Source organism: Chryseolinea soli, from assembly GCF_003589925.1.
In the GTDB taxonomy this organism is placed as follows: domain Bacteria; phylum Bacteroidota; class Bacteroidia; order Cytophagales; family Cyclobacteriaceae; genus Chryseolinea; species Chryseolinea soli.
Window position 1 is genome coordinate 5,676,290 of record NZ_CP032382.1, and the last position, 17,921, is coordinate 5,694,210.

A 17,921-nucleotide genomic window follows, 5' to 3' on the forward strand; every position below is an offset into this window, starting at 1 on the left:
ACGGCAGCCGCTTAACCTCCGGGGCGTCCTGTTATGCTAATGTTACGTCCACCGTGGTGTTTTCGGGGAACTTGTATTACTTTGGGACCTTGTTAAACCCGACCAATGATATGAGACACCATTACCGGATTTCCTTGTTGCTGTTGTTTGCAGCGACGCTTTTTTCATGCAGTAAGCCCCAAAAAGAAACACCTGTTGCATCCGACGATAATCCCCTCCTGAAGGCATGGGAGGGACCCTATGGCGGACTGCCGCCGTTCGACAAGGTGGAACACAAGCATTTTATACCGGCCTTTGAAGCGGCCACCGCCGCCAACCTGGCCGACATCGACAAGATCACCGCCCAAACCGCCGCTCCGGATTTCGACAACACCATCCTGGCCCTGGAACAAGCCGGCAAGCCCTTCAGCCGCTTACAGACGTTTCTCAACATTTGGGCAAACAACATGAACGACAGCTCCTTCCAGAAGATCGAAAGTGAACTCACCCCCAGGCTGGCCGCGTTCAACGACCAGATCATCCAGAATGGAAAACTCTTTGCCCGCATCAAGACGGTCTATGAATCGGAGGCCCTCAAAAGCCTGACACCAGAGCAACAACGGCTCACCTGGCTGTACTATACCAACTTTGTTCATTCCGGCGCCCAGCTTGACTCCACGGCAAAACAACGCTTGTCCGACATCAACCAGAAGCTCGCCGCACTCTTCACCAAATTCAGCCAGCACGTGTTGGCTGACGAGAACGACCAATATGTGACCATCAGCAAAAAAGAAGACCTGGCCGGTCTGCCGCAAAGCCTCATCGACGGTGCTGCCGCCACCGCTGCGGATAAGAAACAGGAAAACGTCTGGCTGATCTCCAACACGCGCTCGTCGGTGGATCCGTTCCTGACGTTCTCCACCAACCGCGAGCTGCGCGAAAAAGTATGGCGCATGTTCATCAACCGCGGCGACAATGGCAACGCCAACGACAACAACGCCATCATCACCGACATCCTGCAACTGCGCGCCGAACGCGCTAAACTTTTGGGCTTTAAAACACATGCTCATTTGATGTTGGACAACAAAATGGCCAAGACACCCGAGCGTGCGATGGAGCTCATGGAAGAAGTGTGGAAACCCGCCGTCGCCCGCGTAAAAGTAGAAGTGGCCGACATGCAGGCGATCGCACAAAAGGAGGGAGCCAACATCAAGATCGCCCCGTGGGACTATCGCTTCTATGCCGAGAAAGTAAGAAAGCAACGCTATGACCTCGATCAAAACGAAGTGAAGCCCTACATGCAGCTTGACAAAATGCGCGAGGGCATGTTCTGGGCTGCCGGTGAACTCTTCGGATTTACCTTCACCCCGCTCGACAGTGTGCCGGTATATCACCCCGACGTAAAAGTTTGGGAAGTGAAGGACAAGACCAGTGGCCGCACCGTTGGCGTTTGGTATTTCGATCCCTATGCACGCCCCGGCAAGCGCTCGGGTGCCTGGATGAACACCTACCGCAACCAACACAAACTCGACGGCGGCATGTTGCCCATGGTATCCAACAACAGCAACTTCATCAAAGGCAAACCAGGAGAACCCGTCCTTATTTCGCTGGATGATGCTACGACGTTATTCCATGAATTTGGACATGCACTGCACGGACTCTCCTCTGATGTAACGTATCCATCGCTACAGTCTCCCAACGTCGCCAGTGACTATGTGGAATTTCCTTCGCAGCTGAACGAGCGCTGGTTCCTCACGCCGGAAGTGCTGAACACCTTTGCGCTCCACTATCAAACCGGCAAACCCATCCCCAAGGAACTGGTGGATAAAATCAGGAAAACCAAAAGCTTCAACTCCGGATTCACCACGGTCGAGTACCTGGCCAGCGCCCTCATCGACATGAAGCTCCACCTGGAAGGCGACAAGAAAATTGATCCCGACCAATACGAACGCGAAACCCTCACCGCCCTGGGCATGCCCGCCGAGATCGTCATGCGTCACCGCACCCCTCAATTCCTCCACATTTTCGCCGACGACGGCTACTCCGCAGGCTACTACAGCTACCTCTGGTCCGACGTCATCTCCGCCGACGCCTTCACCGCCTTCACCGAAGCCGGCGGCCCCTACGACAAAACGGTAAGCGACCGCTACAAACAGCACGTCCTCTCCGTTGGCAACACGATCGATCCCGCCGAAGGCTACAAACAATTCCGCGGCCGCGATCCCAAGATCAACGCCCTCATGGAAGTGAGAGGGTTTGCTAAACCGAAATAGTACAACGAGAAAAAAGCAAGAAGGCAAGGCGCCATCGCCTTGCCTTCTTTTTTTATGGCTTGGGATGGACTAACGTTCGCGGAATTCGAAGGGAATGTCTACTTGTTCGGAGAATTCGGCGCCGGCTTCTTGGACTTCTTCGTCGTCTGCGTAGGAGTGCCAGATGACGCGGATGGCGGGGATGGATTTGAGGGCGGTGAGGAGGTCGAGGAGTAGTTTGGAGGAGGCGGTGTTGAAGTAGTCGAGTTTGATGTGGAAGTCTGTGGTCGGATTGGGCGATTGGGCGTAGCGTTTGACCCAATCCATGATGGGATTGAAAAAAGATACGGCGTCTTCCGGGAGACAGCGGCCGGAGATCTCAAAGATGTTTTTGTCTTTGTTGAGGATCACTTGTGGTGTGTCGTCGCTGCTTTCCATCGTGAGGATTTCCATATTGCTCCAGTTAATGCCGGCCTTTATTTTCTTACTACTTCAATTCTTGTTAACGAGGTGGTCTTTTATGGATCGTCAAAGAAATTTTGCGGTGCAAATCTATTTCTGTCTGGAATGTAGCGCAACGGTGTGGCCACTCTAAATAACCGGTGGTCAAATTTCTTTCTACGGTAACAAAGGTATTTAGAATGCCGGGTTTGGAGAAACGATGTAATGAATGCGCTGGATTTTTTTTAATCCGAGGAAAACCAGGCCACGAATGTGGCGCCATGTTTCTATTTTGGCACATTCGTTCGAATGCGGGATCATGTTGCGATGCGTATCGGGGATGTTTGTTCTGGTCATTTTTTGCATTTTTCGGTGGCGATTGAAGAAGTGATTTAGTAGCTTTCCTTTAACCACCTGTTTGAATGTGCTTTAAACGTTCAGCGCATCGCTGTAATGCTCGACGTCAGGTTTCTATGCTGGGTTTTGTGGGGTGGTCAATGCTCTTTTAACAACCCTAAAACTACAACCATGAAGAAGTATTTCGTCGTTTTGTTGTGGAGCGCACTGCTCGCGCCGGTGGCCCAGGCCCAGAAATCATCGTGGCCGGTGTTAAAACATTATGAAAAGGAAGCGACCGACCGCATCGCCATGCCGGTGGGCGGTATTGGGACAGGCAACATTTCCATTGGGGGTAATGGCCAGTGGAAGGATGTGGAAATGATGAATAAGCCCGGCATTGGTTTTTACGGCTCAACCACTCCCAAACAAGCGCCGCTCTTCATGGTGTACACCGAAGATCCTGATGGCAAAAAAGAGTCGCGGGCCTTGGTGGGGCCGATCCCACCATACGAATACGCGGGTTCTGAAGGCAGCACAGCCCCCAACCACGGTTTCCCCCGGTTCGCGTCGGCCACGTTCGATGCAGCCTATCCGTTCGCGGTGGTGAACCTGGAGGATCCTGAAATGCCCGTTTCTGCCAAAGTCAAAGTATTCAATCCGTTTATCCCGGCGGATGCCGATGCCAGTGGCATTCCCGTGGCTGTCATTCGCTATGCGCTGACCAACAAGACCAGTGAACCCCTGACCGTGGCCGTGGCCGGCTCGCTCGACAATTTTATCGGCATGGATGGATTCAAAGTAGAATTCAATTCGTTTAATCGCGCCATCGTGCCGCAGGGAGCAAAGGATAACCGGAATGCCTTCCGGAAGACGGATCGCCTCGCCGGCATCTACATGACCTCCGACAGCGTGGACAAAGACGCGAGCACGTGGGGCACCATGGCGCTCACCACGTCTGAGATGGACAAGAACTATCGCATCAGCTATCGTACGGCCTTCAACCCCAAGGGATGGAACGCCAACATGAACGACATGTGGATGGATTTCGCCGACGATGGCGTTTTCAAAGACATCACATTCGACGAGCAGGAAGACAGTCCGCGCGCAGGACTGGCGGTGAAATTGTCGCTGGGACCAAACGAAACGAAGGAAGTGCAGTTTTTCTTGACGTGGCATTTCCCCAACCGAAAAGACTGGAACGACAAACAAACGGTGGGCAATTATTACACCACGCGTTATGCCGACGCCTGGGATGTTGCCGAGAAAACGCTCACGGCTTTGCCCGACCTGGAGCGAAAGACGTTGGAGTTTGTGACGCTGTTCCTGCAAAGCGACTACCCCGACGTGGTGAAAGAGGCCGCCCTTTTCAACACGAGCACCCTTCGCTCGCAGACGGCCTTTCGCACGCGCGATGGAAATTTCTTTGGTTGGGAAGGCGCTTTTGCGTCCACGGGTTCGTGTTATGGTAATTGTACACACGTTTGGAACTATGAGCACGCTACGCCTTTCCTGTTTGGCGAGCTTGCGAAAAAAATGCGCGAAGTGGAATATACCTATGGTTTGTGGGACGACACGGGGCTCATGAGCTTCCGTGTATCCCTGCCGTTGGAAAAGAACAAGAGTTGGAAGGCGGCCGCGGCCGACGGACAGATGGGCACGGTCATGAAAGTGTACCGCGAATGGCAGCTTTCGGGCGACGATGCGTTTTTGAAGAAGGTCTATCCGGGCGTGAAGAAAGCACTGGCCTTCGCATGGATCAAAGGCGGATGGGATGCCGACAAAGACGGGGTGATGGAAGGCTGCCAACACAACACGATGGACATTGAATACTACGGCCCAAACCCCGAGATCGAGTTCTGGTATCTCGGCGCCCTCAAGGCCGCTGGGGCAATGGCAAACTACGTGAAGGACAAAGAATTTGAAACCACCTGCAAACAGCTTTTTGTTCGCGGCAGTCAATGGACCGATGCTCACTTATTCAACGGCGAATTCTATATCCACCAGATCCAGCCCGTGGCCAGCAAAGAGGCTATTGCGCCGGGTTTGCTCATCGGTATGGGCTCGAAGGATCTGAAGGACCCGGATTTTCAGATTGGTGAAGGCTGCCTGGTGGATCAATTGGTCGGGCAGAACATGGCCCACATCTGCGACCTGGGATACCTGGCGAACCCCGAGCACGTGAAGAAAACGCTCCAAAGCATCCGTCGCTATAATTACGTGAAAACGTTTGGCGACCACTTCAACAACATGCGCTCCTATGCCCTGGGCAACGAGGCCGGTCTCATGTTAACGGCCTATCCCGATCCCTCCAAGCGTCCGGCCATCCCGTTGTCGTATTGGTCAGAGGCCTGGACTGGGTTGGAGTACACGGCCGCCACCGGCATGCTCTATGAAGGCATGCGCGAAGAAGCGCTCAGCACCATCACCGACGTGCGCGACCGCTTCAACGGCATTAAACGAAACCCTTTCAACGAAGAAGAATGCGGCAATCACTACGCCCGCGCGATGGCGAGTTGGTCGGCCATCGTAGCCCTCAGCGAATTTCACTACTCCGCCCCGACGGCAAAATTCACCATCACATCAACCCCGGGAAACTACTTCTGGTCCAACGGTTACAGCTGGGGAATGGCGCACGTAGCGCATGAGAACAACACGACCCAAGTGAAGATCGAGGTCCATGGGGGCACGCTCAAATTGAAAACTGTTGCTACCAAAGGGGCGGAAGCGACTTTGAAGAAAATGGTGGTGTTAAGTGAAGGGGGGGAGCAAACGTTAAATCTTGTGCAGAAATAATAAGGAGGGGGAATTCAGGAGCCAGAATCCAGGAGCCAGGAGCCAGAATTTTAGGGGGAAATGCTGTTTGTGCTTCTATTTCGATCGTCAGGATTTGCGAATTTTGTACGGTCGATCCATCATCGGCCCTCTGACCTTGATCGATAACTCTATCAGGAAATAATTGGGAGTCCGAACCTATAGGGACAGCGTCTTTGCACTTTTGTTTTGACGGCAAGCTCCACAGATTTTGTGTTCTCAATCTTTTAAACACATCTACCTTCTGTTAGATAGCTCCCCATAGGGAATTGGAATGTCAGACTTTAGACATCCGCAGCAAACGCATTTCGTGCTTTTATTTTTTACGTTCGCAATCACAGATCTTGCGCAGCCCATCTCCACCGCGCGTTCTAATATTCTCTAAACTGATTTTCTGGCTACTGGCTCCTGGCTCCTGAACTCTACCGCTGCAGATACAATATCGCCAAAAACGCCAAAAGATTATTCGTCACATGCAACGCTACCCCTGCTGTGAGACTTTGTGTTTTCCTCGCGAAATGTCCGGCCACCATGCCGAAGGCAAAGTAGAAGGGGATGAGCATTAGTTTTTGGTGCAGGATGGCGAAGGTGAGCGACTGTGCGATGTTGGCCCAGATGAAAGGGATGTTGCGTTGGCAGGAAGAAAGGAAGATGCCGCGAAACAGCACTTCTTCGTAGAAGGGCACTAACAACACGACAAACATAAAGCCCAGCACGGGATTGTAGAACCGGTTTATCGAGACGATGTTATCTACCACGGAGGCCATCACGGTCGAAGCTTCTTCGTTGAGGCTTATGCTGAAGGCGCCCAAAATGGTTTGATAGAACACGAGGCCGATGCGCAGCAGGAAAGCCAGTGCTATGCCCAGCCCAACCTGGCGGCGGATGAGGCCAAGGTTATAGCGCACGCGCGAAAAGAACATCCGGATGTCTTCCGGGTCGATGAGTGCGACGGTGTAGATAAACGAGATCGTACTGAAAAACAGCATCATGTCGGCGGAAGCTTTGTTGATCGGGCTGGTGTGTTGGGATACGATCTCTTCGCTGAAGTTGCTGAGGAAGCCGGAGTAGTCGAAGAGGAGGATAGACAGCAGGTCGCACAATAGTAACATTGAGCAGGCTACCCAGAAATGTCGCAGGCCCCAGTGGAACGATGTTTCGGGCGCGAGTTTGCCGCGTGCCCTGCGGATGGCGCCGATGTAATGGATGGGCAGAACCCACACGTAAGGGATGATGAACACCAGGGCGATCGTGCCGAAGAGTAGGAGGATGCGTCCGGCGTCGGCCAGGGACCATCCTGCACCCGGTGACCGGATAAAAAGCTCAAGCCGGTAAACGCCCAGCGGATCGTTCATGAATTGGTCGGCGACGAAGCGTTTGTAGGAGAAGGCTGCCGAATCGGCGGAGCCGTGGGAGAGGTCGTATTCCAGTAGTTTCTGGGCGCGTTCTGTGGTTTTCCACTGGTTTTGTTTGTAGTCCTGCAGCAGGTAGGCACGGGCTTCGTCGTGCAGGCCGTTGTCGATCATGGCTTGGGCGAGGGCGGCAAGGTCCTGGTGTGTCGAGGTGTCGCGGGCGGCAAGGCGGAACGCTTCGATGGCACGGGCGGGTGCGCCGAGGTCCAGGAGCATGCGGCCTTTTTGATTCAGGATCCATCCCATGTCTGTAGAGTCCAGGTGGTTGGCCAGCACGGCCACGGCGCTGTCGATTTGTTTGATGCCTTTGTAGGCACGCGCTTGCAGCAACGAGAGATCGAGTGTGTCGTTGCTGGCCATGGCGCGGGCGGCATAGAACAGCGCATCGCGATGGCCGTCGGTGTTGTCATATTGTTCGGCCAGTTGATTGTACACCTTCCAGCTATCGTTCTTCCACAGCGCAGGGTTGCTGTCGATCTCCCGGGTCAGGGTTTTGAGATAAGCGATGGCGGTGTCGCCATATAAAAATTCGGAGGGATAGAGGAGTACTTCCGGTTCTTTTACGAAAACGTTCAGCAGTTCGCGGGCGCACGCTTCGGCGGCTTCCGCGTTGGGGTTGTATTCTTCGTAGTCGTCATAGTAGGCCGTTTGAATGAACCGGCAGCGTTCCACGCGGGCGTGTGGGTCTTTGGGGTAGCGCCAGATAAAATCTTTGTATTGGTCCAGGATGTTTTGATACAACGAATCCTTGGCATTGCCCAGGCGTTCCAGGTGTTGTGTGTGGTCGACGGTGAAATTGGAAGATTGTGCTGCGGCGTAACGACAAGCGATTGCCGTGAGGACGAAGAAAAGAAGATGTTTCAAAGACATCGGGGTTATTGGGTCGAAGTTTAGCCTCGGGAAAACGGGTCTAAATAAATAAAAATTACCCGCCCAAATTCTTTCTTTCGGCGGATAATCTAACATGGCGGAAGGCAGCGTTTGAATGTGGATGGAGTATGGATGAAGGATGACGTGCGAAACCGGATCACCGAAAGCGCGGTATTCTTTGCGAAAAGCATGCATCCCCAATCTGAAATCAATACTTTTGAAAGACAAAAGACACCTCCATGAGCAAGATCATCCTCTGCATGCACACCACCCTCGACGGTTTTGTGGCCGGTCCCAAAGGCGAAATGGACTGGATCAACCTCAGTCCCGGGATGTTCGACTTCGTGGGCAAGCTCACCGATCGCGCTAACACGGCGCTCTATGGCCGCGTCACCTATCAAATGATGGACGGCTATTGGCCCACGGCTGGCGATCAGCCCAATGCCTCGAAACACGACATCGAACATTCGCAGTGGTACAACCGGGTAACGAAGGTGGTGTTGTCGCGTTCTATGAAAAACGAAAAGCGCGAGCGCACAAAATTTGTGGGCGACAATGTGTTGGAGGAAATCAGCAAAATAAAACAAAATGCCACCGGCGACATTCTCATCTTCGGCAGTCCCCGGGCGTGTCATACCCTCATGGCGCTCGACCTCATCGACGACTATTGGCCCTTTGTAAACCCGGTGTTGTTGGGGCAGGGTATACCGTTGTTCGATAAAATAAAAGACCGGACGCCGCTTCACCTGGTGGGGACGAAGACCTTTGCCGAGGTGGTGAGTTTGCATTATGAGCGGAAGCGCCAGGGGTAATTCCGATTCAAGAAAGTTTGTAATTCTATTTGCCGGACGGCGACATACTGGGCTATGTTGCAGATCAGGAATTTCAGGAAGGCCTATGGAAGGTTCACCGTGCTGAGCATTGACGAACTCGCGATCAAGCCCGGCGTTTTTTGGATCAAGGGTGCCAACGGTTCGGGTAAGAGCACGTTGTTGAAAGCCGCTGCGGGAATATTGGATTTCGATGGGGAGATCGTGTTGGGAGGGAAGATCAGTCTGAAAAAAGATCCGATCGAATACCGGCGGAGGGTGAATTTCGCGGAAGCAGAACCCGTGTTTCCTGAATTTTTGACCGGCAAAGAAATGATGCGTCTCTTTGCTTCGGCCAAACGTGCCCCTTCCCAGCAGCAAGACTATCTCGTCGACAGCATGCACATGAACGCCTATGTGGACGAGCCGCTCTCAACCTATTCCAGCGGCATGCTGAAAAAACTTTCCCTCGCCCTGGCTTTTCTGGGCAAGCCCGACGTGATCCTGCTGGATGAGCCGCTGATCACGATGGACACCGCATCTTTGCAGGTGTTGTATCGCTGGATCGAAGAAAAGCACCGCGACGAGAACGTAAGCTTCTTCCTGTCGTCACATCAACCGCTCGAAACCGTGTTGACCGATACCCTGATCGTGGAGAACCAAACTGTTACACCAAACGCCTGATGGTTTCGCCCCTTACCCGTGTGTTGACAAAAATATTTGTCAAAGGCTTCTACCGCGTGCATGCCGGTCTGCTGTTGTTTTTCTTTGTGACGTTGCTTACGTATGGATTCTTCATCAATGTGCTCAACGAAACCCACCTCACCCCGGCAGACCGCATTCTCAACAATCTGATCCTGGTACTGACGCTCCTGAGTTCGCCGCTGATGGTGATCGTCGTTTTTGTGGCGTGGTTCTTCTACACGGTGAAAAGCTGGGACTATGTGTTGGGCCAAATGACAACACCAGCGAACGAATTCTTGTACTACAGCAGCACGGCGATGCCCCGGCGCGGGCAGGCGGGGAGTTGGTTTGTGGTGCAGCTGCTGATCTCGGTGCCGATGATTGTCTATGCACTATTTTCAATCGTGGTGGGAGCGGTGTATCACTACTACCTGGTTCCTGTCATCATCGTTCTTTACATCGTATTGCTTTCGGGCGTTAGCGCGGGGTTGTATGCATATGTCATCAACCGGCGGATCCGGTCGCAGAAGGGATCGTGGCTAAGCGGGTTGGTGCGGGGGTGGGATAAACCGTTCTTTAGTTTGTTTCTGTATGCCGTGATGGACAAGTTGAAGGTGGCCTTTGTGGTCACCAAACTGTTGTCGGCACTGGCCATTATCGGAGGGTTTCACATTCTTACCGACGTTCGCGAGGATACGCGTGCAGCAGGGATGGTTACGTTGGGCATGGTGATGGCGCATGCGTTGCTGCTCTATCAATCGTATCGCTTTGAACATACGGCCTTGCGCTTTTCGCTTAATTTTCCTTATCGCAAGATCCAGGTATACGTCAGTTGGGGATTGACCTATGCGTTGCTCACCTTGCCTGAGATCTTGTGGCTATTCACCCGCTTCGAAGCCGGGCTGGCCTGGGGACTCCTACTTTTTCATGTGAGCGCCGGCCTCCTGGTCCGCAGCATCCTCTATCGCACCGCCCTCGACATGAAAAAATTCATCTACGCGGTTTTCTATTTCTTCATCCTCTCCTTTGCCGCCATTGTCTTAAAACTACTCTGTCCGCTTGTGATCGTCACACTGGCAACCTCGTGGATCGTCTTCCAAAAATACTATTACAAACAGACCCCCTGAATACGCGCCGAAGCTTTAGCGAAGGGGAGGCGGGTCAACGATGCATTTCCTCCTTATCATTAATTCCCAAAGACCTTCATAAAATCATCTTCGTAACTCACACCAATCGGAATTTCCTTCCCGCCCTTTAACAAAATGATCTTATTCCGCACGGATTCGATCTTTGAAAGCGGCACAATAAAAGACCGATGCACCCTGATAAACTCCTTCGCCGGCAATTTTGAAGCGATCCCCTTCATCGTCATCCGGCTGAGGATAGTCTTCCCGTTGTCCAGGTTGATCTTCAGATAATCCGCGAACCCTTCCACATAGCCAATCTCCGCCAGGGCGATCTTCACCAGGTTATACTCCGACCGGACAAACACATGTTTCTCTATCGCCGAGGGTTGCTGGTGCAAATAATTGAAATAGTCGCGCGCCTTCGTTACGGCCGCCGTGAAGCGCTCCAGCGAATAGGGTTTGAGCAGATAGTCCACAGCGCTCAGTTCGAAGCCTTCCACCGCATATTGCGCATGGGCCGTGGTGAAGATCACCATCGTTTGTTGCGGCAGGCCTTTGTAAAATTCGATGCCCGAAACAGCGGGCATGTTGATGTCGAGGAACAACAGGTCGACGGGATAACTCTCCAGGTGTTTGCGCGCTTCCGCGGTTTGGGTGAATGTTTTTTCGAGTTTTAGAAAATCAACTTGTTCGCAGAAGCTTTCCAGGATCTCCAACGCGAGGGGTTCATCATCGATGGCAATGGCGGATATCATGTGAAACGGAGGGTTAGTTTGATGCGATAGTGGAGCGGATCTTCGTGAACGGCCAGCGTGTAGTTCCGGCCGTACAACGACTCCAGCCGGGCGCGGGTATTCTCGATGCCCACACCGCTTTTCGCGTGTTGTTCGTGGTCGATCTTCAGCTTTTGATTTTCTACGTTCAATTCCACAAAGTTGTCGTTCACGTCGATGTGAATGTTTATAAACGAATCCTGATCGGGATTCACGCCGTGCTTGAATGCATTTTCAATGAATGGCATCAGCACCAGCGGTGCGACTTCCTGATCGCGGATCACTCCCGTTACGCGATACGACAGGTTCATGTTTTTCGTGAGGCGTAGTTTCTGCAAGTCAATATAGTCATTCGTGTAATTGATTTCCCGCTCCAGCGGCACAAACTCATGGCGTGTTTCCGTGACCACATAGCGCATCATTCCCGACAGCTTTAGGATGGTCGACGCCGTGGTGGGCGATTTCTCGCGAATGGCCAATGCATAGATGTTGTTCAGCGTGTTGAAAAGAAAATGCGGGTTGATCTGGTTCCGCAAGGTGGACATCTCTGCCTTGAATTTCAGGACCTCCGTGTCGAACAGTTTCATTCTCACCCGGAGGAGGATCGAGAACAGGATCACCGCAATGTATAGAAAGATGTTGTGTTTCACTTGCGTGAGAAAGGAGGCGTCGCTGCGCATGGGCGGTAAGGCAGCCGGTACGGCCGAAATCGTGTGGGTATCTATCGGGCCACGCATGCCGCGCTGCATGTGTTGTGGCGGATCCCACGGAACGTAACCGGTCATGAGCGAGGGCAGCAGCGTGATGATGAGAAACCCCAGCAAAATGAGCACCCCATACCAAAATGTTTTTCCGCGAAAGTAAATTTTTGGGATCAGCAGGTAAAAGTTCAGGTAAAAGATGATCAGCATGAGCCCGTCGGCCAGGAAATCGCGCATCGTGGCCGGCGACAACAGGGGCATGCCGGGAGGGCGTGGCGAGAGGAAGAGGGGGATGATGAGAAACGCCAGGCACCCCAAAACATGCCAAACGATCGTGATATATTTTTTTGTCATAGACCTTACATGGCTTTGATAACGGATTGATTACGCTGTAAAACTATCACTCCCGCATCCGTTTCCGCACGGTGTTCTTCGTCACATCTGCGCTGTTCGTCGCAAAGTTGCTCCGGACTGCATTTGGCGCGGGTTATGTCCCGTTACTTTGCCATATCAATCATCACAAATTAACAAATAACGCTCTATGCAAAGGAAGGAATTTATTAAGCGGTTGGGTTTTGGTAGTCTCATGGTGCCCCTGGTTGTGGCCTGCGGAAAGGATGACGACCCCACACCGGCAACCGACACCACCACGACCAGCGGAACCTGCACCGTGTCGCCGTCGGAAACCGCGGGTCCGTTCCCCACAAAGACACCGGCCGACCTGGTGATGGTCGACATTCGTTCCGACCGCACGGGCATCGAGATGACGGTGACCATTACCATCCAGAACAGCAACAACAGCTGCGCCGCCCTGGCTGACGCCATCGTCGACATTTGGCATTGCGACAAGGATGGTTATTATTCTGAATATGGTGGATCGGGCATGCAGAGTGTCGATTACCAATCCGTTCACTTCTTGCGCGGCCGGCAGTCTACCAATAGCGACGGCGTGGTGGCGTTCAAGACGATCTTCCCCGGCTGGTACAGCGGGCGTGCACCCCACATCCATGCGCACATCTACGACTCCACTGGTAAATCGCTGCTTGTAACTCAAATTGCTTTTCCCACAGACGTCTGCAATACCGTCTACACGACGGCCACCAACTTCTACACGAAAGGTACGCAAGATACTTCCAACGCAAGCGACAACGTATTTAGCGATTCGATCGCAAACGAAATGTCCACCGTGACCGGAAGCGTAGCCGATGGCTTTGCATTGACCCATACGATTGTGGTTAGCGCATAACAAAATAGTCAACGACTAAAGAGAAAAAGAATATGGAGCTGGAGGCGATGATTTATTTGGCGGAAAAGAGGGGGTGTACTCAAACGCAAGTGCACCGCAGCTTCCATTCTTTTAATTTTGCAACCTATCAATTGGCGCATCGTCAGCCGTTTGGCGCGCTGCGGGTATTCAATGACGAAACCTTGATGCCGGGAGCCAGCATCACGTATTCGTTGACCGATGATCATCTCGTGCTTTTACTGCCTGTCGCCGGAGGCATCAACTTCGAGATGGGAGGGGGCACGCAATTCGTAGAAGCCGGCGAAACGGCTTGGATAAATGGGCGCAAAGGTTCGGTGCTCACCATCAACAACCCCTATGAAACCGGGGCCGTAGATTTTATATCGGCGTGGATCGCGCTGCCCGAATTAAATGATCAGCTGCCCGTTACGCTGCCGTTTGACCTCACCACGACCAACACCCTGCACACGCTGTTTGCCTCACCTCAAATCAAAGCCCACATCGGCAAATTCACGGGCCGCGCGGACGCCACCTTCAAAACAAGCGAAGGCAACACCCGTCTTTTTGCCTTTGTCCTGGAAGGTGCTTTCGAATTCACAGAACGCCTGCTCCTGCACCGCGATGGCCTTGCCTTAAATGCCGTCACCGAAGCCGACTTCGAATCCCTTTCCGACGGCGCGATCCTATTGATCCTGGAAGTGTAGTCAACACCCCGCATCTCAAATTTCACACCCCTGGTGATTTTACTTCTTGGAAGAGTCGAATGCAGTCAGGGCTAAAGCCCTTGATTGGATATGGCTTATGTGCCCCGGACTAAAGTCCGGGGGTTATTCATTTTATTATGCCCGTTCACGCTTCGAAAGATGTGTGCTAGACTAGGCCTTTAAGCCCGGTCAAAAAGTAATCCTTTGCCCGGGCTTTAGCCGTGACCACACACGCTGGTTACACCTGAAGGCGACCGTCCCTTTTTCATTTGGAATTCAAAAAGCTTTGTGTAATATTGACACAAAGAAAATTTTATTGACCTCTAGCCCCATCCCCTATGAAACTACCCGTACTGGCTTTTACAGCACTGCTCCTCCAATTTGCGTCCATCCTCACCTTTGCACAGAAAGCGACTTCCGGCCTGCCGCTCGTCACCGGAAATGACGTGGCGGTGACCCAAACCGAGTCCGGTAAGGTGCGGGGCTACATCCACAACGGCATTTATACCTATAAAGGAATACCCTACGCGCAAGCTGAGCGCTTCATGCCACCCTCCAAACCCAAGGCCTGGGAAGGCATCCGCAGCTCACTCGCCTACGGACCGGTTTGCCCCCTCATGGACCCCACAACGTCGGTCATGGACGAATCTGAGTTTGTCTTCCACCACGACTGGGGTTATCCCAACGAAGACTGTCAGCGCGTGAACGTGTGGAGTCCTGGCATTGCTTCGGCCAACGACACGAAGAAGAGACCGGTCATGGTATGGCTTCATGGTGGCGGGCACACCGCGGGCTCGTCGCAAGAGCTGCCTTCTTATGATGGTGAGAACCTGGCCAGAAAAGGTGATGTCGTGGTGGTTTCGGTAAATCATCGTTTAAATATCCTGGGCTTCCTGGACCTGTCGGCCTATGGTGACAAATACAAATCGTCGCCTAACGTGGGCATCATGGACCTGGTGGCGGCGCTGGAATGGGTGAAAGCCAACATTGCCAACTTTGGTGGCGACCCTAACAACGTTACCATCTTTGGGCAGTCGGGTGGGGGAGGAAAAGTGAGCACGCTCATGAATGCTCCCGCGGCCAAAGGATTGTATCACAAGGCCATCATCCAAAGCTGCGGCCTCGGGTTGAGGTTCACGGAAAAAGAAATCAGTTCGCGTGTCACCAAAGCGGTGCTTGCTGAATTGAAATTACAACCCACGCAAGTTGATTCGTTGTTGAAGTTGCCTTACGCCGTGCTGGGAGCGGCGGGCAAGAAAGCGTATGCCAAGATCAACGCCGAACTGAGGGCAGAAGGAAAAGATGTGGGCTTTTTTGGCATAAGCTTCGGACCCGTTCACGACGGCAACTACCTGCCCTACCAACCTGCCGATGCACAAGCGAAGTCCATCGCCGCAGGCGTTCCCTTGCTGATCGGCTCCGTCAAAAATGAAGTCATGACGTCGTTGTTCATGCCCAACCTGCGTGGCGGCTCCCTGGCCGATGTGAAGGCCCACTTGCAAAAACTATACGGCGACAAAACCGAAGCCTACCTTGCCGCCGTGAAAAAAGCATATCCCGCCGACACACGTCCTACCGACCTGTTAGATGTGGACGACATGTTCCGGAGAACCGCTGTGCGAATGGCCGACCTCAAAGTAGCCGCCGCTTCAGGCCCGGTATACATGTACCTGTTCGCGTGGCAGTCGCCCGTCATGGAAGGCTTTTACAAAGCCGTGCATTGTATGGAGATCCCCTTTGTGTTCGACAACATTGCGCGCTGCGAGGAAATGACCGGGGGTGGAAAAGATGCCCATGCCTTGGCCGAAAAAGTGAGCCAGGCCTGGATCAATTTTGCGCGCAACGGAAACCCCAATCACAAGGGACTTCCTACGTGGCAACCCTACACGCCGGCAAACGGCGCGACCATGATCTTCGACAATCAATGCGTGGAGAAATACCACCACGATAAAGAGTTCCTGGCCATCACTCCGGACAGAACCCTTTAATTGTACGATCGTGCGTCATTATAAAATAGTTTACAGTGTACTAATGGCCGTCCTCTGCGCAGCCTGCTCCACAAAAGAGCAGGCGCGTCAGGACGTATGGAGTGTTGTGAAGACGGAAGGCGGGTTGATCTCGGGAACGCTAAAGGATAGTGTTCATATTTTCAGAGGCATTCCTTTTGCCGCACCTCCCGTGGATGAACTCCGGTGGCGTGAGCCACAACCGGTGAAACCCTGGGCCGACACCCTGGCCTGTGTGGCGTTTGGTGCCAGTCCCATACAAAATGATCCCAAGCCGTTCATGATGTGGTCGGAGGAGTTTATCACACCCGCGAAACCATTGAGCGAAGATTGTCTTTTCCTCAACGTCTGGACCGCTGCCAAATCGCCGGAAGAAAAACGACCGGTATTGGTGTGGATCCACGGCGGAGCTTTTTTGTCGGGATCAGGAGCTTGTCCGGTGTATGATGGCGAGGCGCTGGCAAAAGCAGGAGTCGTGTATGTCACCATCAACTACCGGCTGGGTGTCTTTGGATTCATGGCCCATCCCGAACTCACGGCCGAGTCGGAGCACGAGAGTTCCGGCAACTATGGGTTGCTGGACCAGGTGGCGGCTTTGCAATGGATCAAGAACAACATCGCTGCTTTTGGCGGCGACCCTTCCCGCGTGACGATCGCCGGGCAGTCGGCCGGTTCTATGGCCGTGCAATCGCTGGTAGCCAGTCCGTTGGCGAAGGGTCTCTTTCACGGTGCCATTGCCGAAAGCGGCGCCATGACCGGCCGGCCATCGATGCCGCTGAACGAAGCGGAAAAGACGGGGGTGGCGTTGTTGAAGAAAATCAATTCGGAATCCATTGACGCCTTGCGCAGTTTATCCGCCGACAGCCTTTTGGCATTGGCCAACACCTTGCCCTTTGGTTCATTCTTTCCCATTGTCGACGGCTATGTGTTGCCGGCCGATGTGAAGTCGATCTTCCAGAACAAACAACACAACGATGTGCCCGTGGTGGCCGGGTGGGTGACGGGCGATGCCGACCTCGTGTTGGGGAACATTCAATCGCCAACCCAATTCAAGGCATCGGCGCAAACCCGCTATGGCAACCGCAGTGCCGAATTCCTGAAGCTCTTTCCTGCCGAAGATGAGGCGGGCGCCAAAGTATCACAGCGCAAGCTGGCCTTGCTCCAGTTTGCAGGCTATCCCGATCGCGCGTGGGCGTTATCCAATCAGCACAACACGTACGTGTATGAATTTACCTACGTGCCCACCGATAAACCGGGCTTCCCCAACTACGGGGCGTTTCATACTTCCGAAGTTCCTTTTGCGCTGCACACGCTGAAACTTTGGGACCGTCCTTGGGTGGAAGCGGATCTGCAGGTGGAGGCATACATGTCGTCGTATTGGATCAATTTTGTGAAGACAGGCGATCCCAATGGAAAGGGTCTTCCGGAATGGAAAAAATATGAAGCCACCACGGGCAATGTCCAGGAACTGGGCGCTGTCTCCGTGGCCGGGCCGGGAAAGTATGCGGCAGAATTTGAATTTATAAAATCCATAAACCCATAAAGAATACCCGATAAAGCACACGGCGAAGTAGCTCCATTCACCAGGGCAACAAAGACCTTATAAGATTTCCAGCTGGCTCCCCGGAAATGCAAAGGGAAAATGGAATACGTCGCCGGCTTTATCATCTTGCGTCCCGGAGATGGGTTGGCCGGAGACGCCCTCCTTCGCTGAAGCTCCCGTCTTTCGCTAAAGCTACGACGGGCAAGCAGGGATACGAAAGATTG

14 protein-coding genes are annotated in these 17,921 nt (G+C 53.1%); 9 read left to right on the forward strand and 5 right to left on the reverse strand.

Annotated elements, in window-relative coordinates:
• Positions 1 to 110: 110 nt before the first annotated feature.
• Positions 111 to 2,252 (forward strand): M3 family metallopeptidase, encoded by a 2,142-nt coding sequence (locus tag D4L85_RS23890; protein ID WP_119758915.1) that lies wholly within the window; start codon positions 111 to 113, stop codon positions 2,250 to 2,252.
• 69 nt (positions 2,253 to 2,321) lie between these two features.
• Here D4L85_RS23890 and D4L85_RS23895 read toward each other — a convergent pair whose 3' ends face one another.
• Positions 2,322 to 2,684 carry a DUF1987 domain-containing protein gene (locus D4L85_RS23895; protein WP_119756678.1) on the reverse strand — a complete coding sequence of 121 codons (363 nt, stop codon included), beginning with the start codon at positions 2,682 to 2,684 and terminating at the stop codon, positions 2,322 to 2,324.
• A gap of 183 nt (positions 2,685 to 2,867) precedes the next feature.
• Complete coding sequence (locus tag D4L85_RS34520) at positions 2,868 to 3,029, reverse strand: hypothetical protein (RefSeq protein ID WP_160143956.1); 162 nt, start codon at positions 3,027 to 3,029, stop codon at positions 2,868 to 2,870.
• A gap of 171 nt (positions 3,030 to 3,200) precedes the next feature.
• Between D4L85_RS34520 and D4L85_RS23900 the strand changes: the two genes are divergently transcribed.
• A complete protein-coding gene (locus D4L85_RS23900) occupies positions 3,201 to 5,804 on the forward strand; it encodes a GH116 family glycosyl-hydrolase (protein ID WP_160143957.1) in 2,604 nt (867 codons plus the stop codon).
• A 440-nt stretch (positions 5,805 to 6,244) separates the two neighbouring features.
• Here D4L85_RS23900 and D4L85_RS23905 read toward each other — a convergent pair whose 3' ends face one another.
• Positions 6,245 to 8,098 carry a CPBP family glutamic-type intramembrane protease gene (locus D4L85_RS23905; protein WP_160143958.1) on the reverse strand — a complete coding sequence of 618 codons (1,854 nt, stop codon included), beginning with the start codon at positions 8,096 to 8,098 and terminating at the stop codon, positions 6,245 to 6,247.
• Positions 8,099 to 8,343: 245 nt separating this feature from the next.
• Here D4L85_RS23905 and D4L85_RS23910 point away from each other — a divergent pair, with 245 nt between their 5' ends.
• From D4L85_RS23910 to D4L85_RS23920, 3 genes are read left to right on the forward strand one after another with little or no spacing between them, the layout of a single operon-like run.
• Positions 8,344 to 8,916 carry a dihydrofolate reductase family protein gene (locus D4L85_RS23910; protein ID WP_119756681.1) on the forward strand — a complete coding sequence of 191 codons (573 nt, stop codon included), beginning with the start codon at positions 8,344 to 8,346 and terminating at the stop codon, positions 8,914 to 8,916.
• Positions 8,917 to 8,970: 54 nt separating this feature from the next.
• Positions 8,971 to 9,597, forward strand: a complete 627-nt coding sequence (locus D4L85_RS23915) for an ABC transporter ATP-binding protein (protein WP_119756682.1) — start codon at positions 8,971 to 8,973, stop codon at positions 9,595 to 9,597.
• A complete protein-coding gene (locus D4L85_RS23920; protein ID WP_119756683.1) occupies positions 9,597 to 10,724 on the forward strand; it encodes a hypothetical protein in 1,128 nt (375 codons plus the stop codon). Before D4L85_RS23915 ends, D4L85_RS23920 begins: the two co-directional genes overlap by 1 nt.
• Before the next feature lie 59 nt (positions 10,725 to 10,783).
• On the opposite strand, the gene D4L85_RS23925 is transcribed toward D4L85_RS23920, so the two are convergent.
• A complete protein-coding gene (locus D4L85_RS23925) occupies positions 10,784 to 11,479 on the reverse strand; it encodes a LytR/AlgR family response regulator transcription factor (RefSeq protein ID WP_119756684.1) in 696 nt (231 codons plus the stop codon).
• Positions 11,476 to 12,552 carry a sensor histidine kinase gene (locus D4L85_RS23930; protein ID WP_119756685.1) on the reverse strand — a complete coding sequence of 359 codons (1,077 nt, stop codon included), beginning with the start codon at positions 12,550 to 12,552 and terminating at the stop codon, positions 11,476 to 11,478. The genes D4L85_RS23925 and D4L85_RS23930 overlap by 4 nt, the downstream gene beginning before the upstream one ends.
• A 187-nt stretch (positions 12,553 to 12,739) precedes the next feature.
• Here D4L85_RS23930 and D4L85_RS23935 point away from each other — a divergent pair, with 187 nt between their 5' ends.
• The 4 genes from D4L85_RS23935 to D4L85_RS23950 all read left to right on the forward strand — a co-directional run bounded on the left by D4L85_RS23935 (position 12,740) and on the right by D4L85_RS23950 (position 17,697).
• Positions 12,740 to 13,444: a dioxygenase family protein gene (locus tag D4L85_RS23935; protein WP_119756686.1), complete on the forward strand. Its 705-nt coding sequence runs from the start codon at positions 12,740 to 12,742 to the stop codon at positions 13,442 to 13,444.
• 89 nt (positions 13,445 to 13,533) lie between these two features.
• Positions 13,534 to 14,148 (forward strand): cupin domain-containing protein, encoded by a 615-nt coding sequence (locus D4L85_RS23940; RefSeq protein WP_119756687.1) that lies wholly within the window; start codon positions 13,534 to 13,536, stop codon positions 14,146 to 14,148.
• A 338-nt stretch (positions 14,149 to 14,486) separates the two neighbouring features.
• Positions 14,487 to 16,136: a carboxylesterase/lipase family protein gene (locus D4L85_RS23945; RefSeq protein ID WP_119756688.1), complete on the forward strand. Its 1,650-nt coding sequence runs from the start codon at positions 14,487 to 14,489 to the stop codon at positions 16,134 to 16,136.
• Between the two features lie 43 nt (positions 16,137 to 16,179).
• Positions 16,180 to 17,697, forward strand: a complete 1,518-nt coding sequence (locus D4L85_RS23950; RefSeq protein WP_119756689.1) for a carboxylesterase/lipase family protein — start codon at positions 16,180 to 16,182, stop codon at positions 17,695 to 17,697.
• The last annotated feature ends 224 nt before the right edge of the window (positions 17,698 to 17,921 follow it).